Below are 25,365 nucleotides of genomic sequence, written 5' to 3'. Positions count from 1 at the left end.
CTTTCCCTTTTACTTATTGGTGACGAGCATCGCTTGATCGCTCAAACGATGCTCTATCTTGATTAAGCAGCTTTGCCAAATATACCTTTCACTGCCTCAGTAAAGGTACGCTTAGTCGCCACCAAACGATCTACCATATTGTCAGGCAAAGAGTGAACCGCCAGACGTTTATACACACTCACGATCTGAGATCCAAAGGGAGCGGTATTGTATTGTTGACCATACTCTGCACAGACTTCACGTACCTTAGGTGCCATCTCGATATAACGGTTGGCAGGTACATCAGGGAACAAATGATGTTCGATTTGATGGCTCAAGTTACCGCTCAAGAAATGCATGATTTTACCGCCAGTAAAGTTTGCTGAACCACGTATCTGACGCAAGTACCATTCTGCTTTGGTTTCATTATCAATGTTGTCAGTGATAATTTCAGAGTCTTCTGTGAAATGACCACAATAAATCACGGTCGATGCCCAGTAGTTACGGATCAAGTTGGCAACAAAGTTACCCGCCAATACGGGCAAGAACATTGGACCAGCAATCACTGGGAACAACACATAATCTTTACCAAACTGACGTAGCATTTTTTTACGTAGATTTTTAGATTCTACATATACTTCTTTCCAGGTTTTGGTGCCATCAAACAACACTTTTTCCATCTCTAAGCGTTGCAAAGCCAGTAGCCATTCAAAACCCGTTGACAATACAAAACCTATCGGCACGTTGAACAAAAAGCGTGGTTCCCACTCTTGCTCACGGCTCATGCGCATCACACCATAGCCGCTAATGTCATGATCCATGCCATACACATTGGTGTAAGTATGATGCTTATAGTTATGGGTATATTTCCAGTCTTCACCGGTACACACCGTATCCCAGTCATAGGTTGCACCGTTAAGCGATGGATCATTTAACCAATCAAACTGACCGTGCATCACGTTATGACCCAATTCCATGTTTTCAACGATTTTTGACACGCCTAACATCGCCGTACCAAGCAACCAAACGGGTGGAATCCAGCCACCGAACATCAACATGCCACGTGACGCAATTTCGGTGTAGCGTACAAAGTTACGTACTTTATAGATATAATCAGAATCTTCTTTGCCAATTTTAGCCATGGTTTCAGTACGGATGGCATCAATCTTACGGCCAAACTCTTGTACTTCTTCTGGTGTTAATGCACGGCTTATGTTACCGCCAAATTTGATTGGAGGAATCGTTTTAGTCGGATTTACTGTCATCATGTTCATAATATTATACTCTATCTGGTCAATATGAATTAAAGGTCAATCTCAACGGGACTCACTGCTTCACTCACACACAACTTAATTTGCACATTGTTTTGGTTATCGATTTCACCTGTAAGTTGATTTTTCACTGCACCACTGATCTTGGTACAAACACAGGTATTACAAATCCCCATACGGCAACCAAAAGATGGTTTCAAACCCGCAGCTTCAGCACTGGCCAACAGGTTGCCACGGCCTTCAAACTCTTGCATACTGCGACGGAAATTGACTGGTTGGATTTGAGCATCCACATCCATCGTCACTGGCAAGAAGCTTTCTTGCGTTAAACGGTCTAACCAACCACGTTTCGTCCAGATTTGACGTGTCGCTTTCATCAAACCTGGAGCAGCACACACATAGGTTTGACGTTGAACAGCATCGGCACACAAACGGTCCAAAGTTTCTTCATCAAAATAAGCAGGTTGTTCAGCACTATCGACAATAATGTGTAGGTTAAAGTGCGGATATTCTGCTGCCAGTGTTTCCAATTCAGTACGGAACGCTGGATCACGTGAGTAATAAATCAACGTCACAGGTTGATTTGAACGTGCTAATGCCTGTTTCGCAATCGGAATAATCGGCGTAATACCACTACCCGCAGATACCAAAAGAATCGGTTGTTTACCTTCTTCTGTATCAAAGTCTTTTAGCGTAAATTCGCCCATCGCCTGAGTAATTTCAATCACATCACCAGCACGTGCGCTGTTAGCTAAATAGTTAGATACACAACCTTGTTTTTTGATACCTAACACCAATTTGTCGTGACTTGGTGAACTTACCAAGCTATACGCTCGTTGATGCTGCACACCATCAATACGAACCGTCACCATCACAAATTGACCAGGCTGATAGGTTGTAAATTTATTGTTACTGCTTAAAGTGACCTTGATCATTTCATCTGCAATAGGCTCAATCGCTTCGATTTTTGCCATAATGCGGCGCAAAGTCCACATCGGGTTAACTTTTGCAAGGATAAAATCAACAAAATCTTCTCTAACCCAATGTGGCTGATAGCTTAACTGTGCGCTCATAAGTTCCTCGTTTTGTATCTGGCTATTTATATTGAGTGAACAACTGTTCGTATAGTGAACATGTGTACACTATATTTATTTGTGTTCACTGAGTCAACACTTGTTCACTAATTTTTTGATTATTTTTTCTACTTTTTTTTAAATAATTAAAAAGAATGAAGAAATAAGTAAGGCATGGAGCACATTTAGCCGTTAAAACAAAGCCATTCATTTCAAAAGCCGAAGAATCTATCTGATTTAGCAACCGATTAAGACTAAAAAAAACCTATTTTTTTTGCTAGACTCTATAGTATAAATTTTATGGATCTTATTCATGTCGATTAGAGATGAACGAAAACAACAGAGTCGTCAGGCTCTACTGGATGCAGCGCTCCATCTCAGCACGTCTGGGCGCTCATTTAGTAGTATTAGTTTGCGTGAAGTTGCTCGCGAAGTTGGTTTAGTACCAACCGCTTTTTATCGTCATTTCCAAGATATGGAGGCACTGGGTCAAGAACTGGTTGATCAGGTCTCATTACATCTTAAGAGCTTGATTCACCAATTGGGTCAAAGCTATCTAAAACACAGCGGCGCAGCCAAAACACGTACCAGCATCGAACTTTTTGTACAGGCGGTGAATCATAGCCCGCAACAATGGCAGTTTATGATTGCGGAACGTTGGGGTGGCTCTGAAACGGTACGCATTGCTATTGCACGTGAAATTGAATTTTTGATTGAAGATTTGGCGGTTGATTTATATAAACTTGACACCTTTAAGCACATTAAAGAAGAAAAGTATCTGCAAGTCTTATCAACCATCTTGATCAACATGTCGTTTACATGGGCGATGACATGGATCAATCTACCCAAACAAGTTACGATTGATGATTTATTAGAACAACAAAATCTGTTTATTGACAATGCCACCACTCAAGTGAGTTTGTTATTTCGTGGTATCTCCAACTGGGAACCACAAAACGCTTGACCATATCGAAGACTCGGTTTGATATATAAAAGCATTGCTTAGCGTTAGTATGCATTAGACAATAATGCGATGCCGTTTAGAACACTATGAGGAGCTTATAAGCATCATGAATCCTGATCGTCATACTCAGTTCTTAATTCGTAAAGAAAAAATTTTACAGGTTGCTGAAAAGTTATTATTAGAAAATAACCAAGAAATGACCCTCGATGAACTGGTTGCCGAATTGGACATTGCCAAAGGAACCTTATACAAGCATTTCAGAAGTAAAAATGAGTTATTACTTGAACTTATTATTCAAAATGAAAAAGAAATTTTAAAAATTTCAGACCAATACCATACTGATATCAAAGAGTATGCGCCTCGCTATATGTTGCATCATCTCATGGCCCCTAGTCGTACTATTTTGCTGCATCAGCTAGAAGAACACTTGACCATGACGGAGTCTAAGCTTAAGCATCTCTTTGACGAACTGTATGCGATTCGTCAGCAACGTATTGTTTCACTCAAAGACATGACTGAGAAATATTTAAAATCACAGAGTTATGATATGTCGATTCGTGATTATTTATCTTATATCTGGTCACTAACTTACGGCGCAGCACTATTACTTAATTCGAGCTATTACCAACGTTCCATCGGTTCACGTGAAAAACTGATTAATCTGTATGTTAATCAAGCTTTGTCTTTACCCACTCAAACTGTGAAAATCGACTTAACCGAGCTCCAACAAGAACAACAATAAATGCAAAAAAGGACTGTTGATACAGTCCTTTTTAGTCTAAAGCATTGGTAATTTACTTAGCTTTACGCTCTTTTTCTAATAAATAATCAACTACTTGAGTGACTTTAGCATCCTCACCCTGCACCACATATTTACCATTAACCACGACCACTGGAACACCAGTCAACTGATATTGCTGCGCCAATTTATTTGACTCCGCAATTTTTGCAGTAATCGGGAACGAGTTAAACATGCTATTAAACTTCTGTTCAGGCACACCATAACGGGCAAAGAATTTTGCTTGAGACGCTTGATCAAAGATTTGCTGACCACCGTCATGAATGGCATGGAAAAGTGGAATATGGGTTTTCTTACGCACGCCTAGAGCTTCTGACACATAGTAACCACGAGCACCCTGTTCCCATACCTTATTCATGGCTGCTGGGGTGCGTAGGAAATAAACATCTTTTGGAATTTTCTTTAGCCATGTTTGCATGTGTGGTTCAAGGTTAAAACAATGTCCACAACCGTACCAAAAAAATTCGCGCACTTCGAGTTGACCAGCAGGTGCAGTCGTTTTAACCGGATTTGCCACCACGGTATAATCTTTGCCTGCTACAAAATCTGCAGCCATTGCGTTCATCGAAAATGAGATAACAGCCGTGCTTAAAACACCTAATACTAACTTTTTCATTGCCTTTGCTTTTCCTCTAAGCATTTTTCGTAAGTTTATATGCTAAATATAAAACAAACACGAGCAATTCGTTTTGCTTCTGTGAAGTTTTTTATTCGATTTATCGCTTTTTTTGCCAGAATCGCTACACTAGACTCAGATCATTATGCCAATAAATAGAGGTACGTCCATGTCGCAATTGAATGTTGACCCGCAAGAAATCGCAAAATTTGAAGCATTGGCTGCCAAATGGTGGGATCAACATTCGGAGTTCCGTCCACTGCATCAAATCAACCCGTTACGTTTAAACTGGATAGATGAACGCGTCGGCGGCTTGGCAGGCAAAAAAGTCCTTGATGTCGGTTGTGGTGGTGGCATCTTGGCAGAAAGCATGGCACGTCGTGGTGCAGATGTATTAGGTATTGATATGGGTGAAGCGCCACTTGCTGTTGGTCGCTTACATGCCCAACAAGATAATGTGCAAAACATTGAATATCGTCAAATTCCTGTAGAACAACTGGCACAAGAACAAGCAGGTCAATACGATGTGGTCACTTGCATGGAAATGATGGAGCACGTACCAGATCCAGCGTCTATCGTAAAAGCTTGTCAAACACTGGTCAAACCTGGTGGACACGTGTTCTTCTCCACCATTAACCGTAATCCAAAATCCTATTTATTCGCAATTATTGGCGCGGAATATGTGTTGCGTTTATTGCCTAAAGGCACGCATGACTATCATAAATTTATTCGCCCATCAGAAATGGCACATGATATTCGTAATGCAGGTCTAAGCCTAAAAGAGATGACCGGCTTACATTACAACCCGATCACCAAACATTATTGGTTAGCGCCGAATGTTGACGTCAACTACATGGTTCACACCACGAATACAGGTGCGTAATGAAAGCTGTTTTATTTGATCTTGATGGTACGCTGATTGACACGGCTGCAGATTTTATTCGTATTATTCAGCAGATGTGTCGGGATGAGCAACGCCCAGTCGTAGATGCAGAAACCATTCGTACTCAAGTTTCTGAGGGGGCGCGTGCCATGGTGAAATTGGTTTATCCAGAATTGGATATTACTGATCCCGTGTTTCTCGCACACCGCCAACGCTTTTTAGATGTCTACGGCGACAATATCGTGGTTGATACCAATCTGTTTGAAGGCATGTATCCTTTATTAGAAGAACTGGAAGCACATCAGATTCCGTGGGGCATAGTGACCAATAAACCCCGTGGTTTAAGTGAATTACTGCTCGCTGCCTTACAACTCACAGAGCGTTGTGCGGTGCTGGTTTGTCCCGAAGATGTCAGTAAAACGAAGCCTGATCCTGAACCGATGTATTTAGCAGCAAAGCAGCTCAAGCTCGATGCGAAAGACATTATTTATGTTGGTGATCATCCACGTGATATAGACGCAGGTCGCAACGCAGACATGTATACCATCTTGGCGGCTTATGGCTATTTACCGGTCGAATCACGAGATAATCTCGCCGCTTGGCAAGCAGATGCAATTATTCAAACCGTCCCTGAACTTCATCAACTGCTCAAACAGAAAATCACGGTGTTGTCAGAAAATCAGGGTATGATGAGTTAAATAGGCAAGATAACAGGAGGCATAACAATGAAATATTCAGAATATCAACCTCGTCCAGATCTACTCAAAGATCGTATCATCCTGATTACTGGTGCGGGTGATGGTATTGGTCGAGCTGCTGCGATGAGTTATGCCCTGCACGGCGCAACGGTTGTATTGCATGGCCGAACGCTCAATAAACTCGAAGTCATCTATGATGAAATCGAAGGTTTAGGTGCGCCACAACCTGCTATTTTACCTTTGCAACTTTCAACAGCGTCGAGCCATGACTATGAGCTTTTAGTTGATACGCTGCAACAGCAATTCGGACGTTTAGATGGCATTTTGCATAATGCAGGGATGTTAGGTGATCGGGTTGAGCTGGCAAATTATCCTGTAGATGTGTGGGATGATGTGATGGCGGTGAATTTACGTGCACCCTTTGCCATGACCCAAGCATTACTGCCTTTACTCGAACAATCTGAACATGCTTCTGTGATCTTTACCAGTTCAGGTGTCGGGCGTGAAGCGCGTGCCTTGTGGGGCGCTTATTCGGTGTCTAAAATTGCGACTGAAGCCATGAGCAGAATTTTTGCTCTAGAAAATAGTTATGCAAATATTCGCTTTAATTGCATCAATCCAGGTGGAACGCGTACCGCAATGCGGGCCAAAGCCTATCCCGATGAAGATCCTAAAGTATTGCCAACACCAGATAGCATCATGCCTGCATATCTTTATTTGATGGGCGATGATAGTTTAGAGATGAATGGGCAAAGCATTGATGCGCAAAGTTAATAACGTGATTAAAACAATTTAAAACAACATTGAAAACTGACCTTAAGTCTGCCTTTGTGATCGAAACTGGGAGAGATGCTCCATATTTTTAATTGAATACTGAATCGATCTTCACAGTTTCTCTGCATTTTTAAGGTACAGTTTTCACATGAGAGACATCCGATCTTAGGTGTATCATGAGAAATAAATTCATTATCTTAATCTTAGGTTCAGCCACCCTGTTTAGCAGCATGGTGAGTTTTGCAAATCCGCGTTTTGATCGTGATGACGATTCACGTGGTCATAAACACAGTCGCAATTTTGAACGTCCAGATAATGACAATCGTATGCGTGAACGCCGTATGCGTGAAGAACGTGGCGTGGAGCGGTTAAAACAACATCGCTGGCAAGCAGGCTATGTCATGCCTCAACATTATCGAGGAAACAGCTACAAGATTGATTATAAAGAAAATAATCTACCAAAACCAGGTCGAGACCAACAGTGGTATAAAGTCAATAATGACTATATCTTAGTCAACTCCAATGATAATAGTATTGTGCGTATCATGGGTTTCTAAATACTTTGTGCTTATTAAACTGTAGAAAAGTCGGTTGTTGTTTTAGGAATCGGTTTATCTTTTGGTTTTTTTAGTTAAAATCAGATTCATTGATGTATATCTGAGATCAACATGGCGAATCAAATAACCGAAACTTCACAAAGTACAACACAAGATTATGTACATTGGTTTCGCCATTCTGCACCATATATCAATGCACACCGCCATAAAACCTTTGTACTGATGTTTAGCGGTGAGGCGGTCCAACACCAAAACTTCCAACATATCATTCATGATATTGCGCTATTGCACTCTCTCGGGATTCGATTGATCTTGGTGTATGGTGCACGCCCGCAAATCAATCAGAATCTACTTGAAAGAAAGATTGAAACACCTTTTCATCAAAATCGCCGTATGACCACACGTGAATCGTTGCCTGCGGTGATGAATGCCGTGGGTTCAATTCGTTTAGAGATTGAAGCGCTCCTTTCCATGGGATTGGCAAACTCGCCAATGTACGGCGCTCGCATTGATGTGGTTTCAGGTAATTTTGTCACGGCTAAGCCCTATGGTATCCGTGATGGCGTTGACTTCCAGTTGACAGGGGAAGTGCGTTCCATCGATACCGATGCGATTCAACGACATTTAGACAGCCACAATATCGTATTATTAGGACCTACGGGTTACTCAACCACAGGTGAAGTTTTCAACTTATTGGCAGAAGAAGTGGCAACCAAAACGGCGACTGCCTTAAACGCCGATAAGCTGATTTTCTTGGGCGAAAAACAGGGTCTAATGAATGAAAAGCAACAATTATTACGTGAGTTAAGCCCTCGCCAGCTTGAATCTTATATTCAACAATATCAAGCACACCATCCAGAATTTGCCCTGCATCTCAAACAAGCACAGCAAGCCTCTTTGTCTGGCGTGCATCGCGTACATTTGATTTCTTATACCTATGATGGCGCGTTGATTGAGGAACTCTTTACCCGTGATGGCATAGGAACCATGATCACCGATGCACATTATGAAGAAGTGCGTATTGCCAATATCAACGATGTCGGTGGCTTAATTAATTTACTTCGCCCGCTTGAGCAAGAAGGAATTTTGGTTTATCGCTCTCGCGAACTGCTTGAAAGTGAAATCGAGCAATTTGCCGTAATTGAACGCGATGGAATGATCTTGGCATGTGCAGCACTCTACCCGATTTCATCGGCATTGAATGAAACGCGTTCGGCTGAAATTGCTTGCGTTGCGGTTGACTCTAGCTACCGCAAATCCAATCGTGGCAGTCAAATTCTGCAATTCTTAGAAAACAAAGCCAAACAACAAGGGATTCAACAGCTATTCGTACTCACGACACGAACAGCGCACTGGTTTTTAGAACATGGCTTTGTACCCGCTCATATTGATGATTTGCCCAATTCGCGCCAAGCCCTATATAACTACCAACGTAACTCGCTGGTGTTTAAAAAAGTACTGGCCTAATGAAACTGGAGATATTTTTATTTCTGATAAAGATATCTCCAATTCATCATGATTTCTGTTTAACAACTGCCAGAGTATCTATTTACTTGATCTATAAAAATAATAAAACCGAATTAAAACAATATCTTAATAAATTAAAAATGATTTCCTGTTATTCCATCTAAAGATAAGATTATTCGTTCTTCTTTTTTGCACTTTTCATTATAAGTAATGCCCGATTATTTATTTTTTATGCATTAAAAAAAGTTTTAGCTTGGTTGCTCATCTTATTGAAGTCTTTTTGATTTTTCGGGGAGCACCACCAACATGGTCAATTCTATTCATCGCTCATGGGCAACATACACTTTTCTGGCAGTAAGTCTTGCCAGCGTGATCGGGATTGCAGGTTGTGCAAAAGAAACTGAGCAGCAAGACACCACAAAACAACAGACCACAACATTAAGCATCGGCTTTCAAAAATATGGCATCTTGCCGATTGTTAAAGCAAAGGGTGAATTAGAAAAAAGTCTTGCTGCTCAAGGTGTCCATGTCAAATGGGTTGAATTTCCTGCGGGTCCCCAGCTTTTAGAAGGTCTCAATGTTGGCAGTGTGGTTTTTGGTGAAGCAGGCGAAGCGCCTCCAATTTTTGCGCAAGCAGCCAATCCAAACTTGGTCTATGTCGCCAATCAGCCCCCTGCACCGACGGCTGAAGCGCTCATTGTGCAAAAAGACTCACCTATTCAATCCATACAAGATCTCAAAGGGAAACGTATTGCGCTCAATAAAGGTTCGAATGTGCATTACCTATTACTCAAGCTTTTAGAGGCAAATAAACTCAGCTTAAATGACATTCAACCCGTCTATCTTCCACCCTCGGATGCCCGCGCTGCCTTTGAAAAAGGTGCGGTTGATGCTTGGGTGATTTGGGATCCTTTCTTCGCAGCAGCACAACATCAAATTCATGCACGTGTGCTTGCAAGCGGTGAACATTTGGTCAATAACCATCAATTTTATTTAGCAGATCGCAAATTTGCGGAAAATCACCCTGACGCACTGAAAACGCTGGTCAGTACCCTCAATCAAACCACAGATTGGGTTAAAAACCATCCTGACGATGCAGCAAAATTATTAGAAAAACCGACTGGGCTGGGGTTTGATGTTTTAAAAACATCGATTTCACGTATGGGATTTGGCGTTCAGCCCATTTCTGCACAAGTCGCCAAAGAACAGCAGTATGTTGCCGATGCATTCTTTGCTCAGAAACTCATTCCAAAGCAACTTGTGATTCAAGATGCTGTCTTAAAAAACCAACTTAAAAAATAGAGGCTCAGTATGAAATGGTTCGTTAAAGTTTCGGTTATTGGTTTAGCCTTCAGCACATTTACACTCAGTGGATGCCAAAAACCAGAACAAACGGCTGGAAAGACCACTTCATCAACTGAGATTCAAAGCGTCAAAACCCTTTCAATTGGCTTTCAAAAATCATCACTCAATTTGTTGGTTGCAAGACAACAAAAGCTGTTTGAACAATCATTTCCAAATGCCAAAATTGAGTGGCGGGAATTTCCTGCAGGCCCGCATATGTTAGAAGCCCTCGCCGTTGGCGCAGTTGATTTTGGCTATGTTGGAAACACGCCACCGATCTTTGCCCAAGCCGCAGCAAAACCATTGAGCTATGTTGCTTATGAAATAGTGGCACCGACGGCACAAGCGGTTCTAGTTCACGCAGATCACACGATTCATTCGCTTCAAGATTTGAAAGGTAAACGTGTTGCTGTACAGAAAGGCTCAAGTGCGCATGAATTGTTAGCCAAAACTTTGCAAAAAGCAGCTTTGTCTTGGCAAGACATTCAACCCATTTGGTTAGCCCCAGCCGAGGCACGTGCCGCATTTGATAAACAAGCGGTTGATGCATGGGCGATTTGGGAACCCTACTTAGGCACTGCCGAATTACAAGGTCACACCCGAACGTTGGTTGATGGTCGTGCATTTCCAACCACATATTCTTTTTATATTGGCAATCCTGACTTTATTCAAAAACATCCTGATTCCGTCCAGAAACTGATCAAGACCAACAATCTTGCAGATCAATGGATTGTGCAACACCCAGATCAAGCATTACAGATTTATGCACAAAGCACAGGGCTAAGTATCCCCGTCGCGCAACAGGTACTCGACAAAAGACCAAAGCCCTCACCTGTTCAACCGCTCACGACTGAGGTCATCCAGCATCAACAACAAATCGCCGATTTATTTAAACAATCACAACTCATTCCGATGCAGATTGACATCCAACAAAGTGTTTGGTCTGCCCAATAATCATTGCTTTTATTTTCATGAGGAACCTCGACATGAATATTTTCTGGTTTATCCCCACTCACGGTGACAGTCGTTATTTAGGTACCAGCAAGGGTGCTCGTCAGGTCGATCATGCTTATATGAAACAAATTGCCGTTACAGTCGATCATTTAGGTTATGCCGGTGTTTTGATTCCAACAGGGCGCTCATGTGAAGACCCGTGGATCACGGCGGCGAGTTTAATCGATGCGACCAAACAACTTAAATTCCTCGTTGCATTACGTCCGGGGATCACCACAGCTTCACTTGCTGCACGCATGGCAGCAACTTTTGATCGTTTGTCGAATGGTCGTATTCTCCTCAACCTTGTTACGGGCGGAGATGAGCAAGAATTAAAAGGTGATGGTCTGTATGAAGACCACAGCACTCGTTATCAGACAGCTTCTGAATATGTAAAAATTTGGCGAGAAATTCTCACTCGCTCGCATACGGGTGAATCATTTACTTTTCACGGAGAACGTCTCAGTGTCGATGATGCCAAACTGCTCTATCCACCCGTACAAAAGCCATATCCACCTTTATGGTTCGGTGGTTCATCAGAGGAAGCAACTGAGCTTGCCGCTGAACAAGTGGATACCTATTTGACTTGGGGTGAGCCACCTGCTGCGGTGAAAGAAAAAATCGAACACTTGCGTGCCAAAGCAGCGGCTAAAGGGCGTACGCTCAATTATGGTATTCGCTTACATGTCATCGTCCGCGAAAGCAATGAACAGGCTTGGGCTGCTGCGGATGAACTGATCCAATACCTCGACGATGAAACTATTGCCGCAGCACAGAAAAAATTTACTCAAATGGATTCGGTTGGGCAACAACGCATGGCAGCGCTACATGGGGGACGTAAAGATCAACTTGAAGTCTCACCTAATCTTTGGGCGGGTATTGGTTTAGTTCGGGGTGGTGCAGGAACTGCTTTAGTCGGTGATCCTGAAACCGTTGCAGCACGTATCCAAGAATATGCTGATTTGGGGATTGATACCTTTATCTTCTCTGGCTACCCACATCTAGAAGAATCAATTCGGTTTGCTGAATTGGTGTTCCCATTACTACCGCTTAAAACCCGTGAGAAATTAGCACAGCCGCATTTAACAGGACCATTTGGTGAAATCATTGCCAATAACTATGTGCCTGAGGTCAAGCAACCCAGAAAAGTGGTTAAGGAGAGCGTATGAGTGCACAGACGCTATTCAATGATGTTTCACGTGGAACAAAAAGTTTAGGGAGAGGTATGCTGCCGTGGTTGTTCCCCATTTTATTGGTCATGATCTGGCAAATCGCCTCAAGTGTGGGTGTATTACAAAGTCGAGTGCTACCCGCACCAACGGCTGTCGTGAGTGCTTTTTGGCATTTATTGGTGAGTGGTGAGCTTTGGCAACATGTCAAAGTCAGCGCTGGTCGAGCGTTGTTGGGTTTGTTGATTGGGGGTGGTTTAGGGCTGATTTTAGGACTGTTAAATGGTTCATCAAGGATTGCTTCGACCTTACTTGATACCACCTTGCAGATGATCCGTAACATCCCTGCACTGGCACTAATTCCATTGGTAATTTTATGGTTCGGAATCGATGAAACAGCCAAACTTTTTTTGGTTGCTGTCGGTGTATTTTTTCCGATGTATATCAATACTTATCATGGTATTCGCTCAGTCGATCCTCAACTGATTGAAATGGGTAAAAGTTACGGACTCAATCGCTGGCAGCTCTATAAAGACATTATTTTACCCAGTGCAATGCCTTCTATTTTGGTCGGGCTGCGTTTTTCTTTAGGGTTGGTTTGGGTCTTACTCATCGTGGCGGAAACTATTTCTGCGCAAGCAGGAATCGGCTATATGACCATGAATGCACGCGAGTTTTTACAAACTGATATCGTATTGGTCGGCATTTTACTCTACGCCTTGCTGGGAAAATTAGCGGATGTATTGGCACAAGCTTTAGAACATTATTTATTGCGCTGGCATGCAGGCTATCAAAAATAAAAAGGAGATAAATATGAGCAACTTAAATTTAAATTTCTTTGATGACAGTTTGATCCAACCTGTGGCTGAGCCAGAAACGCCAACCACTCCCGCAAATGGTGCAGACATTCTGATTGAACAACTCTATAAGTTTTATGGCGAGGTCAAGGTTTTAGAGGATTTAGATCTAAATATTCAAGCTGGGGAATTTGTTGCCATTGTAGGACGTAGTGGTTGCGGCAAAAGTACGCTACTGCGTCTGATTGCCCAACTGGAAAAACCAAGTTACGGTGAAATTAAATTCCAGTCGGCACGTAACTTTCGGGAAGGCATCACCAGTGCCGATATTCGAGTGATGTTTCAAGACCCTCGCTTACTGCCATGGAAGAACGTTTTACAAAACGCACAATTAGGTTTAGCCAAAACCCAACATCACCTAGCAGAAACGCTTTTAGCAAAAGTCGGTTTAAAAGACAAAGCCATGCAGTGGCCCACTCAACTCTCTGGTGGACAACGCCAACGTGCTGCTTTAGCACGTGCCCTCTCCCATACGCCACGTATTTTGTTGCTGGATGAACCATTAGGGGCTTTAGATGCACTGACGCGTTTGGAAATGCAAAAGCTCATTGAACAGTTGTGGAAAGAACAAGGCTTTACGGCGATTTTAGTCACCCATGATGTTAGTGAAGCAGTCCAACTTGCCGATCGGATTATTTTACTCGATCAAGGACACATCGCTCACAACTTTCAGGTCAACCTGCCACGTCCACGTAAAAAAAGTATTGCGTTTGCACAACTCGAACAGCACGTCCTAGATGCGGTTTTAGCCACCTAAAACCGCCTTATCAACATTAAAATGTTATTAAAACCATAAAATGCGAAGTGCTTGCCCTTCAATGCAGCAGGAATAATTTACAAATCATGTAATTCAATTTTTAGATATCCATCATTTTCAAACACATCGTTACCGTTAATCTAAGAACTACATTTTTTTTAATAAAAAACTGTGTTCTTGTGCACAAAACCGACAATTTATCTTACAATGTCAATGACATTTTTTGAATCAAGCTCGCAGATGGAACAGAAAAAAAGTACACAAAAGCGCAATCAACTGCTGAATGCTGCCCTAGATGTTTTTTCCGTCTATGGGTTCAGTGGCGCTAGTTTGGATGAGATTGCACAACTCGCTAGTATGCACAAATCTAATATTTTCTATTACTATGAAAATAAAGAGTCTCTATACGTCGAGGTGCTAACCACGGTGTTGCAAAAGTGGCTTGCGCCCTTGCAAACATTAGAATCAGAACTTGAGCCGACCGAAGCACTCACCCACTATTTAATTCAAAAGCTAGAAAGCTCACGCGATCAACCGAAAGCATCGCGTTTGTTTGCACTGGAGATTATCCAAGGTGCACCGCATATTTTACCGATCTTAAAAGGTCCTTTGAAAAAGCTATTTAAACGCAAAACCAAAGTGATCCAAATTTGGCAAGAACAAGGTAAATTGTCTAAAGAGATTGATCCTGAACTGTTTATTATCAATATCTGGGCAATCACCCAAAACTATGCTGATTTTTCCACTCAAATGGAAATGGTGACGGGTAAAACCTTGCGCAATCGCAGCATGTACCAACGCTCTGTTGAACACACAGTTCATTTGATGCTGTACGGCGCATTACCACGTTAAATTTTCTTCACAAGCCTTAATTTTAGCGATTGAAATACAATAAAAAAGCGACTTTGTTAGTCGCTTTTTTATTGTCAAATGGTTAAGGCGATCATTCAAGTGAACTAATCAAAAATGTGGGACATTGATTAAGAAACATACGTGGAACATGAATAGTCACGAAAATGCCGTTCCTGTGCGCTGAACCCTGAACGGCTTAGGCTAAAATATTGATGCTAAAGAGGAAACTTCAAGCATTTCGTATAAGGCGTATTATGTTAATTTTAGATCAATTTAATTTTTATTCTAAACTCTATCCTTAATTAATGAGTGCTATTTCATTAAAATGGCTAATTCTTGCCACTCATCAAAATTAGTACTCCAAGGAATTTCCCAATTAATTTCTTGTTCTATCCTTAATACTCGCATACCTATATTTCTGCGAGATGTAGCAATTTCAAAAAGCTCTAACAATACATCCCATAATTCAATTATCACTTCACGCTTTGGTGAAACGCCTCTATGTGCTAAGTCGTTACGCGCTTTTCGAACTCTGTTAAGTTTATGATAAATTTCATTTTTTATAATTTTAGATAGTTTTAAAAGCTCATGTTTCGCGCTAATTATATTATTATCTATCTTGGATTGGAGTTGATCATGCCGTTTATTCACTTTGGGTGAATAACTACTACTATTTCTAGAATACTGATTTATCCATAAAATCTCTGTAAGTTGTTCGACAACAATCCATAAATTATTAAGAGCATCACTATTATTTTGATTAGTTAAAGATGTATAACCATTTAAGAGGAAAAAAGGCGAAAAGTGAGGAATTGACCTGATAATTTCCTGACCTTCAGAGAAAGCTTTTTTTAAATTATCAACACTCAACACTCAACACTCTCGGATGCATCAGTGGTTCAAGTAGTTCAGTTATAGATGCCCAATTTTCTCTTAATCGCGTATGAAGCGATGGTGTATAAGCGAACAAATTAGTTTTTTTATGTAGGGAACCAATCACTAACTCATGCGAATGTAAAACTTCAGCATGTATTCCACCTAATAATAAAGAACATAGGATTTCATTTAATTTGGCAATTCCTTCAGATCTTGTTGGGAAAGCACTGCACTGGGGAATTGCTATTGCTCCATCGTAGCTTACCAATGCATCCAATCTTTGATTAATTTTTAAAGGAAGTATTCCTACTACTTCTGATAATTGCATTCCAGCATAAGAATTTTCATTAATTTGTTCCAGTGAGAAACTTATTTGTTTTTTTCTATCGCTAACTATTGCTGAATATGGTCTTAAATGAACCATCCAAGCAGGATTATATGACGGCACACTAGAAATCGGTTCGACATAATCAAAAGGAGCATCTGATTTTTCAATCCAATCTTCTCCATACCAAACAGAAGTTTCAGTTGGTTTATTTTTAATTACGTCTGTTAGTGTTTTAGGAATATTACGATTCTCTGAGAGAAATGGATTAAAATCATCCTCAAATGCGTATATTTGACCTGTCTGAGTATCCTGATAGTGCTTCATATTTTTTCTATTTCAAATCCTGAGTTTCGCTATATTTATAACTTAATAAAAAGGATCAATAAAATTAAATAATCCCATTTAACATAATGGGCGTTATGCGTAACCAGCTTGCAAGCTAAAGTAACTTTTAATTTCAACAATCTACCGATACGCAAAAGCCCACCCATACAAACTACAAGGCTAGACCTTTACATTTAAAAATGTGCCTGATACAAAGCCAATAATTTTTGAGCACCCAAGAGTAAGTTCTCTTCCCAGTCTAGATGGGCCGTATCATCCGCCCCATCGGTAATATATTTGACTGAAATCAAACGCACATCCAACTTACGGCAGACTTTTGCCAAGGCATAGCCTTCCATATCCACTAAATTACAGCTTACTTTCGGCTGTCCTGTTTCGAAGGAGTCTCCCGTTCCACAAATCCCTTTGGGTAAATACTCAAAATGGGGCTGCGCATGAATTTCGGCAGGAATATCATCATCCATTGGCGTGACACCCACCGCAAAACCTAAGGGAGACACATCCATATCCCGCTGCACAAATGTGGTCACTTCAACCAGACTATGTGCATTAAAATGCGAACTCCCCGCACTACCCAAATTGATTAAAGTCTTACATCCTGTTTTTTGAATCACCTCAAAAGCTTTAAATGCCGCATTGATTTTGCCAATTCCGCTGTAATGAACATCAATCCCCGCCTGTTCAAACAGACCTTTAGATTCATTTGGCAAAGCCATAATTAAGGCAACATCAGCACGCATACACTAGAACTCGTTTTAGGTGAAATTGAAAACCATATATAAAAAAAGCTGTGGTCATCCACAGCTCAAATATTATTGTATCTTCTGCTGCAATGCGACCAAGCATGGAGAGAAAAATAATTGGCCACTATACGCGCCCGCCACTGTTTTCTTCATTACCAAAGCCCATAAGCCAACTAAAAGTAGACTTAAAACCACAGCAACATACTGTAGCGCATCAATATGTAACTGATGTGCCAAATTAAAGATCGCTAGGATAAAAACCCCAAATGGAAAGGTCAGACCCCACCACCCTAAGTTAAATGGAATCCCAGTTCGCGCATGTCTCAGTGTGGTTAAAATGGCAATACCGAACCACCATACCCCAAAGCCTAACAACACTAGACTCGCTACAATCCCGAGAGCAGGCAATAATATTGCTAAGCTTTCAAAACCCATGGCTTGCATAATCCGTGGTGCTTGTTCGCCCAATAAAAGTAATGCCAACGCCCCTGTGCCAATCGGTCCTAAACACAACCAACTTGAGATCGCCACTTCTTTCTCAGGCAGTTGATGCAAGGCCAAGCGCAACATCAAAATCGTCAATATTGCAAAAGCAGGCAAAACAGATATTCCCCACAACACATAACCCGTGATCAAAATATAAAAAGCATGTTGATCTGCTGCCAAATGTTGTACTAACAGACCCGCAGAGCTTGCTGCAACCTCACACGCCACGATCGGTAATAACCAAACTGCTGTCATACGATGTAAATGATGATCTTGACAGCTAAACATACAAAATGGCACGAGCCACGCAATCACAACCGCAAGGAACACATCGATGTACCAAAGATATTGTGCAATTTGAATAGCAATATCACCATATAACGCTGTACCAAAACTGAGAAAACCATTGGCTATGGTTGCCAAGCCCATCGGAATCGCACCTAAAAATAAACTCATATTGGGATGCATGAAAATCTGCTTGGCTTCTTTAGGAAACAAGATCCAGCGTAGGAGATAAAGAATACTAAAGGTACTAAATAGCAGAATATTGAACTGCCATAATTTGGTCGCCAGCATAAACATGAGCGATGACGCAAAAGGTAACTGTGCTAAAATCATTGCCACGACACCCGTTCCCATGGTTGCAGTAAACCAGTTCGGGGTAAAATGACGAATCACATCTCTGCTCTGTTGTAACTGGTAAAATGGCTTTTTCATCTCTAGCTCTAAGTAAAGCGACGATAAGAGAATCTTAGTCTAATTTATTAATAAGAAAAATTGATTTATTTTTATTTAATAGATCAATTTAATTGATATATAGTTCTTAAATATTGAAAATATCTTGTATAAAAACACAACAACAAGACGAAACGCTGAGAATATGGCAAAATACAGCCTTTGCAAAATTCGCTGAATTTAACGCCCATGAAGTTGCTTCGTCTCAACGCTTTATCGCCAGATTTTCAGTTACCGCCGACTGCGGTAACGATTGGCAATTTTGATGGTGTCCATTTAGGGCATCAAACGATGATTGCTCAACTTAAAACATTGGCAGCAGCCAAAGGCTTAAAAACATTAGTGATGATTTTTGAGCCACAACCTCTCGAATTTTTTAAAGGTTATGAAGCTCCACCACGTATTAGCTCTCTACGCGAAAAAGTAGAATATTTAACAGAGCTGGGCGTCGACTATATTGCTGTCGCCAAATTTAATCATTATTTTAGAAGTTTAAACGCCACTGAATTCGCTGAATTACTCAAACTCAAACTCAATGCCAAAAGCTTGGTATTAGGCGATGACTTTCATTTTGGCAAAGATCGTCAAGGCAATAGCAGTTTTTTACGCGATTATGGTTTTGATGTGATCAACCTTAATACCGTTGCCTTAAATGGTGACCGTGTTAGTTCAACCCGTATTCGTCAAGTCTTACAAGAAGGTGACCTCGCATTAGCAGCAAAGTTACTGGGTCGCCCTTATAGCATCACAGGTCGTGTGCAATATGGCGATCAAATCGGACGTACGCTTGATTTCCCAACGATCAATGTCCGCTTAAACCGTCATAAACCGTGTTTAAGTGGGATTTATGCTGTAGATGTCGTATGTGAAAATGCGTCACTTACAGCAACAATAAAACATGCAGATCCTGCGCTAAATGGTATTGCAGGATACCAAGGTGACAGTTTGTTTGGTGCAGGTCATGTGGGGACACGCCCTGCGATTCAACAAGCTCAACCTGAATGGCGATTAGAGGTACATTTCCCCGATGTTTCTGCTAATCTGTATGGCTTATTAATGCGGGTAACCTTTCTTCACTATTTACATGGTGAACTGAATTATCCTTCGCTTGAAGCACTCAAAGCTGGAATTGATGATGATGTACAGCAGTTACGAGATTATCGTAAGCGTACACCAGAATTTCCTTTTTAAATTTAATTGTAAAACCTGTCAGTTTAGACTGATCAAACTGGAAGACAACTTGCATGAGCGATAAGCAAACTCCTGAAAATGCAGTGGATTATAAAACCACACTCAATTTGCCTGACACTCAATTTGCCATGAAAGCAAATTTGGCTGTGCGTGAAGCCAAATGGTTAGAAGAGTGGTATGCCGACAACATTTATCAGCAGATTCGTGCATCGCGTATTGGTAAGAAAAAATATATTTTGCATGATGGCCCTCCGTATGCGAACGGTACCATTCACTTAGGTCACGCCGTCAACAAAGTGCTTAAAGACATTATCGTCAAAAGTCGTACTTTGGCAGGTTTTGATGCGCCTTATGTACCCGGTTGGGACTGCCACGGTTTACCGATCGAACTTAAAGTTGAAGAAAAAGTCGGTAAAGTCGGTGAGAAAGTGGATGCTGCGACGTTCCGTAAGCACTGCCGTGAATATGCACAACAACAAATCGATATACAACGCGCTGATTTTAAACGCTTAGGTGTGTTAGGTGATTGGGATAATCCCTATCTAACCATGAACTTTAAGCAAGAAGCCGATATTGTGCGTGCTTTAGGTCAAATTCAAAAAAATGGTCACGTACAGCCGGGTTTAAAGCCCGTGAACTGGTGTATGGACTGTGGCTCTGCACTTGCTGAAGCTGAAGTTGAATACGAAGATAAAAAATCTGATGCGATTGACGTTGGTTTTACCGTTGTTGATCTCAAAGATTTAAGTGCGCGTCTCGGTATAGATGTCCAAGACGTGACTGATATCGTGATTTGGACCACCACACCGTGGACCTTGCCTGCCAACCAAGCTGTGGCATTACACGCTGAAATTGACTACCAGTTGGTTCAGGTCAGCACTGATCGCGCTAAGCAAAACTTTATTTTGGCCAAAGATTTAGTCGAATCGGCGATTGAGCGTTACAAGCTTGAGCATCCTGTTGTTTTGGCTGATTTTACTGGTAACAAACTTGAAAACTTGTTGCTTCAGCATCCATTACTGGTAGATCGTCAAGTTCCAATCATTTTAGGTGAGCACGTTATTGCAACCAGCGGTACTGGGGCGGTACACACTGCACCCGGACATGGTGTGGATGACTATAAAGTCGGCTTACAATATAACCTTAAAGTCGATAACCCAGTGGGTGGCAACGGTGTGTATTTACCGACTGCCCCTATCTTTGCTGGCGAGCACATCTATAAAGCCAATCCGAAAATCATTGAAGCTTTAGGGGCGACAGGTCGTTTGTGGGCACATCAACCGATCAAACACAGCTATCCACATTGCTGGCGTCATAAAACGCCGATTATCTTCCGTGCGACACCGCAATGGTTCATTAGCATGGATCAAGAAAACTTGCGTAGTAAAGCACTCAATGCCATCGAGAATGACATTGAGTTCGTACCAAGTTGGGGTAAGAGCCGTATCGAATCAATGATTGATGGCCGTCCAGACTGGTGTATCTCTCGTCAAAGGACTTGGGGTGTTCCTATCCCATTCTTCGTGCATAAAGACACCAATGAATTACATCCTCGCACCCCTGAATTGATCGAGGAAGTTGCGAAACTGATCGAGCAAGAAGGCATTGATGCTTGGTTTAATCGTGAAGCCAAAGACTTCATTGGTGCAGATGCTGAACAATATAATGCTATTCGCGACACCTTAGATGTTTGGTTCGATTCAGGTACGACACACTATGCAGTTCTTGAGCAGCGTGAAGAACTGGAATGTCCTGCTGATTTATATCTAGAAGGTTCAGACCAACATCGTGGCTGGTTCCAATCTTCGCTACTCACCTCAATCGCAACCCATAATCGTGCACCCTACAAAGCATTGCTAACGCATGGTTTCACGGTTGATGAAAATGGTCGTAAACTCTCTAAATCATTGGGTAACTACATCCCATTAGAAGAAATCATCAAGCAATTGGGTGCAGATGGCTTACGTCTGTATGTTGCCTCAAGCGACTATCGCTATGAAATCGCAGCGAGTAAAGAGATCTTTAGTCGTGTCAGCGATAGTTATCGTCGTATTCGTAATACCTTACGTTTCTTACTTGCCAACTTAAATGGTTTTAAACCAAGTACCGATGCACTCCCTGTAAACCAATTGATCGAGCTTGATCAATATATTTTACAACGTGCTCACGATGTACAAAAAACCATTGTTGCAGCTTATGAAGAAATGAACTTCCATGCGGTGTGTAGCGCATTAACCACGTTCTGTATTAACGATTTGGGTGGTTTCTATCTCGACATCATCAAAGACCGTCAATACACCACTAAAGCCGATTCACAAGCACGTCTATCTGCTCAAACTGCGCTGTATCATATCGTTCAGGCCTTTGTCCGCTGGATGTCTCCTATCTTGAGCTTTACTGCGCAAGAAGCTTGGTCACTGATTCCAGAACAAACTGAAAAATATGTATTCACCGCTGAATGGTATGACATCCCTGTTGCCTCAGCTGAAAGACAAATCAGTGAAGCAGATTGGCAAACATTGATTAGCGTAAAGTCAGCAGTAAATAAACAGATCGAAGCAGCACGTAACGCTAAACTGGTGGGCAGTAACTTATCTGCTAAAGTTGAACTTTGGGCAGATGAAGCGCTAGAAAAAGTATTAAACCAATTGGCTAACGAACTTCGTTTCGTCTTGATCACCTCACAAGTCATCGTTCACCCTTATGCTGAGCAAGGTGAAAGCACAGACCTTGCAGGTTTACGTGTTCGAATTTCGGCTGCTGAAGGTGAAAAATGTGTACGTTGCTGGCATGTATTGCCTGATGTAAATACACATGTTGGCCATGCTGGCTTATGCTCCCGCTGTATCGTCAACGTCACTGGCAGTGGCGAAGTGAGAAAGTATGCCTAATTCACAAACCAAAACGGGCTTGTTCCAATTTTACCCACACAATCTACTTTGGCTTGGACTTTCACTCCTTGCGATCGTGTTGGATCAATGGACCAAATGGATTGCGAGCTCGCATTTAAATTATGCAGATCCTATTCCAGTACTGCCTTTTCTAAATTGGACATTGCTGCATAATTATGGCGCAGCATTTAGCTTCTTATCTGACGCTGGTGGATGGCAACGTTACTTTTTTACGTCGTTAGCAGCATTAGTTTCAGTCATTTTTATTTTCTGGCTGATGCGCATGCCGAAGAAAATGATCGTTTTACCGATGGCGATTGCATTGATCCTTGGTGGCGCGCTGGGTAATTTAATTGACCGCGTTAGTTTGGGCTATGTGGTGGACTTTATCCATGTTTACTATCAAAACAGCCACTTCCCAGCGTTCAACATTGCAGACAGTGCCATTACCTTAGGGACTATTCTGCTATTGATTGATACGTTCTTCCTTGAAAAGAAACGCAACCAAAACAAGGATGCATAATATGACTGACATTATCCAACCGAACGAAGAAACGCGTATCCAAGATGGCTCAAAAGTTGATTTGCATTTTTCTGTTTCGATTGAAAATGGCGTTGAGATTGACAACACACGTGGCCGTGAAGAGCCCGTCAGTCTTGTGATTGGTGATGGTAACTTGTTACCTGGATTTGAAAAGGCTTTATTTGGCTTACGTGCAGGCGACCGTCGTACCGTACATTTGCCACCTGAAGATGCTTTTGGTCCTTGGAATCCTGAAAATATCCAAACCTTTGATACAGTAAAGTTTGAGCAACCTCCAATCGTTGGTCATATGATTGAATTCGAAGATAAAGCCAAAGCAAGCTTGTTTGGTATCGTGAAATCAGTCAATGATGACATCACAGAGATCGATTTTAATCATCCATTGGCAGGGAAAAACATTACTTTTGAGGTCGAAATCTTTAAAGTCACCCCTGCGGGTCAGCAAGCCATTAAACTGATGTAACACAAAAGCTCTCAAATGAGAGCTTTTTTTATCCCTCAAGATAAGTATAAGATTATTTAGACCTTCTCATATTCGTGAAAATTAAATCGTCAAACAAATAAATTATAGGAATTAATAAATGCTCATTCATATTGTTGTTGGAAGTGTTCGTGAAGGACGCACTGCGATTAAAGTAGCCAATTGGCTACAGCAGGCGATTACAGCATTTTCATTGGAAAACATCCAAACAGAAATCGTAGACTTGAAAGAATGGGATCTGCCTATTTTTGCAGGTGCTCACCCTCCTGCCTCAGGGATTTATGATCAACCCAAACAACAACAGTGGGCCGATAAAATTGCGACTGCTGATGCTTTTATCTTGATTAGCCCTGAATATAATCATGGTTATAGCCCAGCGCTTAAGAATGCATTGGACTACTTAGGTAAGGAATGGCAAGGTAAACCTGCTGCTTACATCGGTTATGGCTCAACCAATGGCTCTCGTTCAATTGATCAGATCCGTCAGGTGGGTACACAACTTGGCATGATTGATTCTAATGCGACCTTAGAAATTCGGGATATTTTCAAACGTAATAAAGAACAAACCTTTGAAGCAAATGAATTTGAGGTGAAGGGTTTGAAAGGAATGGTTGAGAAATTAAAGAAATATCATTCAGCCTCACTGTAAGCCTGAACGTACAGTGATCGGGGTCATTGACGGATATACAGTGCTCCGTATTCACTTTAATATACAAATCATACAGAGACAGGAAGTCTCGTTCAGAATAACAAGACCCACAGGAAGTGGTTGTTTATAGGAAGTAAGCAACAATAAACTAAATACGAAAAAAAGCCCCATCAGGATGATGGGGTTTTTTTATTGCTTTTATTAGGATGTAACAGAACTAACCATCTTGTCCTTTAAGATACAATCTGCCACTTAAAGCACTACATTTCTCCCGCTTTTGCATTGCTAACCTAACTAAAAGCAATCTCAAGGAGAAACTACGATGGCTAAAAAAGCATTATTTATAACTTCAAATGTTGGTGTTGAACACGATGAACTTATCCAGCCCCTTGAGTTCTTAAAAGCTAAAGGGATTGAAGTCATACATGCCGCAGAGACATCTCAAACAGTACAAACAGTGAAAAGTGATAAAGAAATAGGGCCTAGCTATTCCCCTCAAACGTCTTTAGATCAGGTTTCAGCAGAAGATTATGACATTTTGATCATTCCGGGCGGTACTGTAAATGCAGATAGCCTTCGCCTCAATGAAACAGCACACAAAATTATTCAATATTTTACTGATCAGAAAAAACCTATTGCTGCAATTTGTCATGCACCTTGGGTTCTAATCAATGCAGAGCGAATCAAAGATAAGAATCTAACCTCATATAAAAGTATTCGCTTAGATCTTGAAAATGCAGGAGCGAATTGGGTGAATGAAGCTGTACATCGCTGTAACACCAATGACTGGCCTCTGATTACCTCACGTTGCCCAGATGACATTCCGCAGTTTAACGAAGCAATTCTAAAAGAGCTTACTCAAACCTAAGATTAGAGTTTAGTCTATTTTTCTACTAATAATTTTACTTTTCATTCCGCAATAAAAAACCTCCCAACATAAGTTGGGAGGTTTAGATTTAAAAGCTGGCGATGACTTACTCTCACATGGCAAGTGCCACACTACCATCAGCGCGAAGAGGTTTCACTTCTGAGTTCGGGAAGGG

General features: G+C 41.4%; 26 protein-coding genes. 19 read left to right on the top strand and 7 right to left on the bottom strand.

The window, feature by feature from the left end; genetic code table 11:
- Window positions 1-62 precede the first annotated feature (62 nt).
- Both J2Y37_RS11555 and J2Y37_RS11550 read right to left on the bottom strand, forming a co-directional pair.
- Entirely contained in the window at window positions 63-1,253 is a 1,191-nt protein-coding gene (locus J2Y37_RS11555) for an acyl-CoA desaturase (RefSeq protein WP_005194454.1), read from the bottom strand.
- Between the two features lie 29 nt (window positions 1,254-1,282).
- Window positions 1,283-2,323 (bottom strand): ferredoxin reductase, encoded by a 1,041-nt coding sequence (locus J2Y37_RS11550; RefSeq protein ID WP_349032901.1) that lies wholly within the window; start codon window positions 2,321-2,323, stop codon window positions 1,283-1,285.
- A 313-nt stretch (window positions 2,324-2,636) separates the two neighbouring features.
- On the opposite strand from J2Y37_RS11550, the gene J2Y37_RS11545 reads away from it, so the two are divergent.
- Together J2Y37_RS11545 and J2Y37_RS11540 are read left to right on the top strand one after the other, a co-directional pair.
- The gene (locus J2Y37_RS11545; RefSeq protein WP_004667927.1) at window positions 2,637-3,287 is read left to right on the top strand and encodes a TetR family transcriptional regulator; all 651 of its coding nucleotides are present in this window, start codon (window positions 2,637-2,639) and stop codon (window positions 3,285-3,287) included.
- Window positions 3,288-3,393: 106 nt separating this feature from the next.
- Window positions 3,394-4,029 carry a TetR/AcrR family transcriptional regulator gene (locus J2Y37_RS11540; protein ID WP_349032900.1) on the top strand — a complete coding sequence of 212 codons (636 nt, stop codon included), beginning with the start codon at window positions 3,394-3,396 and terminating at the stop codon, window positions 4,027-4,029.
- Between the two features lie 52 nt (window positions 4,030-4,081).
- Here the strand turns inward: J2Y37_RS11540 and J2Y37_RS11535 are convergent, their stop codons facing one another.
- Complete coding sequence (locus J2Y37_RS11535) at window positions 4,082-4,702, bottom strand: thiol:disulfide interchange protein DsbA/DsbL (RefSeq protein ID WP_349032899.1); 621 nt, start codon at window positions 4,700-4,702, stop codon at window positions 4,082-4,084.
- A gap of 169 nt (window positions 4,703-4,871) precedes the next feature.
- Here J2Y37_RS11535 and ubiG point away from each other — a divergent pair, with 169 nt between their 5' ends.
- The 11 genes from ubiG to J2Y37_RS11480 all read left to right on the top strand — a co-directional run bounded on the left by ubiG (window position 4,872) and on the right by J2Y37_RS11480 (window position 15,053).
- Window positions 4,872-5,585, top strand: coding sequence for a bifunctional 2-polyprenyl-6-hydroxyphenol methylase/3-demethylubiquinol 3-O-methyltransferase UbiG (gene ubiG, locus J2Y37_RS11530; RefSeq protein ID WP_018678339.1), 714 nt, complete (start codon window positions 4,872-4,874; stop codon window positions 5,583-5,585).
- A complete protein-coding gene (locus J2Y37_RS11525; RefSeq protein ID WP_349032898.1) occupies window positions 5,585-6,283 on the top strand; it encodes an HAD-IA family hydrolase in 699 nt (232 codons plus the stop codon). Before ubiG ends, J2Y37_RS11525 begins: the two co-directional genes overlap by 1 nt.
- Window positions 6,284-6,310: 27 nt before the next feature.
- Complete coding sequence (locus tag J2Y37_RS11520) at window positions 6,311-7,057, top strand: YciK family oxidoreductase (RefSeq protein WP_004667918.1); 747 nt, start codon at window positions 6,311-6,313, stop codon at window positions 7,055-7,057.
- 176 nt (window positions 7,058-7,233) lie between these two features.
- Window positions 7,234-7,614, top strand: a complete 381-nt coding sequence (locus tag J2Y37_RS11515) for an RcnB family protein (protein WP_004667917.1) — start codon at window positions 7,234-7,236, stop codon at window positions 7,612-7,614.
- A gap of 111 nt (window positions 7,615-7,725) precedes the next feature.
- A complete protein-coding gene (gene argA, locus J2Y37_RS11510; RefSeq protein ID WP_349032897.1) occupies window positions 7,726-9,081 on the top strand; it encodes an amino-acid N-acetyltransferase in 1,356 nt (451 codons plus the stop codon).
- A 306-nt stretch (window positions 9,082-9,387) separates the two neighbouring features.
- On the top strand, window positions 9,388-10,383 hold the full coding sequence (locus tag J2Y37_RS11505; RefSeq protein WP_349032896.1) for a sulfonate ABC transporter substrate-binding protein: 996 nt from the start codon (window positions 9,388-9,390) through the stop codon (window positions 10,381-10,383).
- Window positions 10,384-10,392: 9 nt separating this feature from the next.
- Window positions 10,393-11,379 carry an aliphatic sulfonate ABC transporter substrate-binding protein gene (locus J2Y37_RS11500; protein ID WP_349032895.1) on the top strand — a complete coding sequence of 329 codons (987 nt, stop codon included), beginning with the start codon at window positions 10,393-10,395 and terminating at the stop codon, window positions 11,377-11,379.
- A 32-nt stretch (window positions 11,380-11,411) separates the two neighbouring features.
- On the top strand, window positions 11,412-12,587 hold the full coding sequence (gene ssuD / locus J2Y37_RS11495) for an FMNH2-dependent alkanesulfonate monooxygenase (RefSeq protein WP_349032894.1): 1,176 nt from the start codon (window positions 11,412-11,414) through the stop codon (window positions 12,585-12,587).
- Window positions 12,584-13,387: an aliphatic sulfonate ABC transporter permease SsuC gene (gene ssuC / locus J2Y37_RS11490; RefSeq protein WP_349032893.1), complete on the top strand. Its 804-nt coding sequence runs from the start codon at window positions 12,584-12,586 to the stop codon at window positions 13,385-13,387. The genes ssuD and ssuC overlap by 4 nt, the downstream gene beginning before the upstream one ends.
- A gap of 13 nt (window positions 13,388-13,400) precedes the next feature.
- On the top strand, window positions 13,401-14,201 hold the full coding sequence (locus J2Y37_RS11485) for an ATP-binding cassette domain-containing protein (protein ID WP_349032892.1): 801 nt from the start codon (window positions 13,401-13,403) through the stop codon (window positions 14,199-14,201).
- A gap of 240 nt (window positions 14,202-14,441) precedes the next feature.
- Window positions 14,442-15,053 carry a TetR/AcrR family transcriptional regulator gene (locus J2Y37_RS11480; protein ID WP_004667910.1) on the top strand — a complete coding sequence of 204 codons (612 nt, stop codon included), beginning with the start codon at window positions 14,442-14,444 and terminating at the stop codon, window positions 15,051-15,053.
- Between the two features lie 312 nt (window positions 15,054-15,365).
- On the opposite strand, the gene J2Y37_RS11475 is transcribed toward J2Y37_RS11480, so the two are convergent.
- From J2Y37_RS11475 to J2Y37_RS11460, 4 genes are all read right to left on the bottom strand, one after another.
- The gene (locus J2Y37_RS11475) at window positions 15,366-15,926 is read right to left on the bottom strand and encodes a hypothetical protein (RefSeq protein ID WP_349032891.1); all 561 of its coding nucleotides are present in this window, start codon (window positions 15,924-15,926) and stop codon (window positions 15,366-15,368) included.
- A complete protein-coding gene (locus tag J2Y37_RS11470; RefSeq protein ID WP_349032890.1) occupies window positions 15,913-16,581 on the bottom strand; it encodes a hypothetical protein in 669 nt (222 codons plus the stop codon). Before J2Y37_RS11470 ends, J2Y37_RS11475 begins: the two co-directional genes overlap by 14 nt.
- Window positions 16,582-16,775: 194 nt before the next feature.
- Window positions 16,776-17,342 carry a 5'-nucleosidase gene (locus tag J2Y37_RS11465; protein WP_349032889.1) on the bottom strand — a complete coding sequence of 189 codons (567 nt, stop codon included), beginning with the start codon at window positions 17,340-17,342 and terminating at the stop codon, window positions 16,776-16,778.
- 72 nt (window positions 17,343-17,414) lie between these two features.
- Window positions 17,415-18,548: a TDT family transporter gene (locus J2Y37_RS11460; RefSeq protein WP_349032888.1), complete on the bottom strand. Its 1,134-nt coding sequence runs from the start codon at window positions 18,546-18,548 to the stop codon at window positions 17,415-17,417.
- Window positions 18,549-18,755: 207 nt separating this feature from the next.
- On the opposite strand from J2Y37_RS11460, the gene ribF reads away from it, so the two are divergent.
- The 6 genes from ribF (at window position 18,756) to J2Y37_RS11430 (ending at window position 25,190) form a co-directional block, all read left to right on the top strand.
- A complete protein-coding gene (gene ribF / locus J2Y37_RS11455) occupies window positions 18,756-19,757 on the top strand; it encodes a riboflavin biosynthesis protein RibF (protein ID WP_349032887.1) in 1,002 nt (333 codons plus the stop codon).
- Between the two features lie 53 nt (window positions 19,758-19,810).
- A complete protein-coding gene (ileS, locus tag J2Y37_RS11450) occupies window positions 19,811-22,648 on the top strand; it encodes an isoleucine--tRNA ligase (protein WP_349032886.1) in 2,838 nt (945 codons plus the stop codon).
- Window positions 22,641-23,171, top strand: coding sequence for a signal peptidase II (gene lspA, locus J2Y37_RS11445; RefSeq protein WP_004667903.1), 531 nt, complete (start codon window positions 22,641-22,643; stop codon window positions 23,169-23,171). The genes ileS and lspA overlap by 8 nt, the downstream gene beginning before the upstream one ends.
- Before the next feature lies 1 nt (window position 23,172).
- Window positions 23,173-23,655 carry a peptidylprolyl isomerase gene (locus tag J2Y37_RS11440; RefSeq protein WP_004667902.1) on the top strand — a complete coding sequence of 161 codons (483 nt, stop codon included), beginning with the start codon at window positions 23,173-23,175 and terminating at the stop codon, window positions 23,653-23,655.
- A 118-nt stretch (window positions 23,656-23,773) separates the two neighbouring features.
- On the top strand, window positions 23,774-24,322 hold the full coding sequence (locus J2Y37_RS11435; RefSeq protein WP_004667900.1) for an NAD(P)H-dependent oxidoreductase: 549 nt from the start codon (window positions 23,774-23,776) through the stop codon (window positions 24,320-24,322).
- 322 nt (window positions 24,323-24,644) lie between these two features.
- Entirely contained in the window at window positions 24,645-25,190 is a 546-nt protein-coding gene (locus J2Y37_RS11430) for a type 1 glutamine amidotransferase domain-containing protein (RefSeq protein ID WP_349032885.1), read from the top strand.
- Window positions 25,191-25,365: the final 175 nt, after the last annotated feature.

The organism is Acinetobacter sp. 3657, assembly GCF_031456775.1.
GTDB lineage: Bacteria > Pseudomonadota > Gammaproteobacteria > Pseudomonadales > Moraxellaceae > Acinetobacter.
The sequence above is the reverse complement of the archived record's forward strand: the minus strand, read 5'-3'. Positions and strand labels throughout refer to the sequence as shown.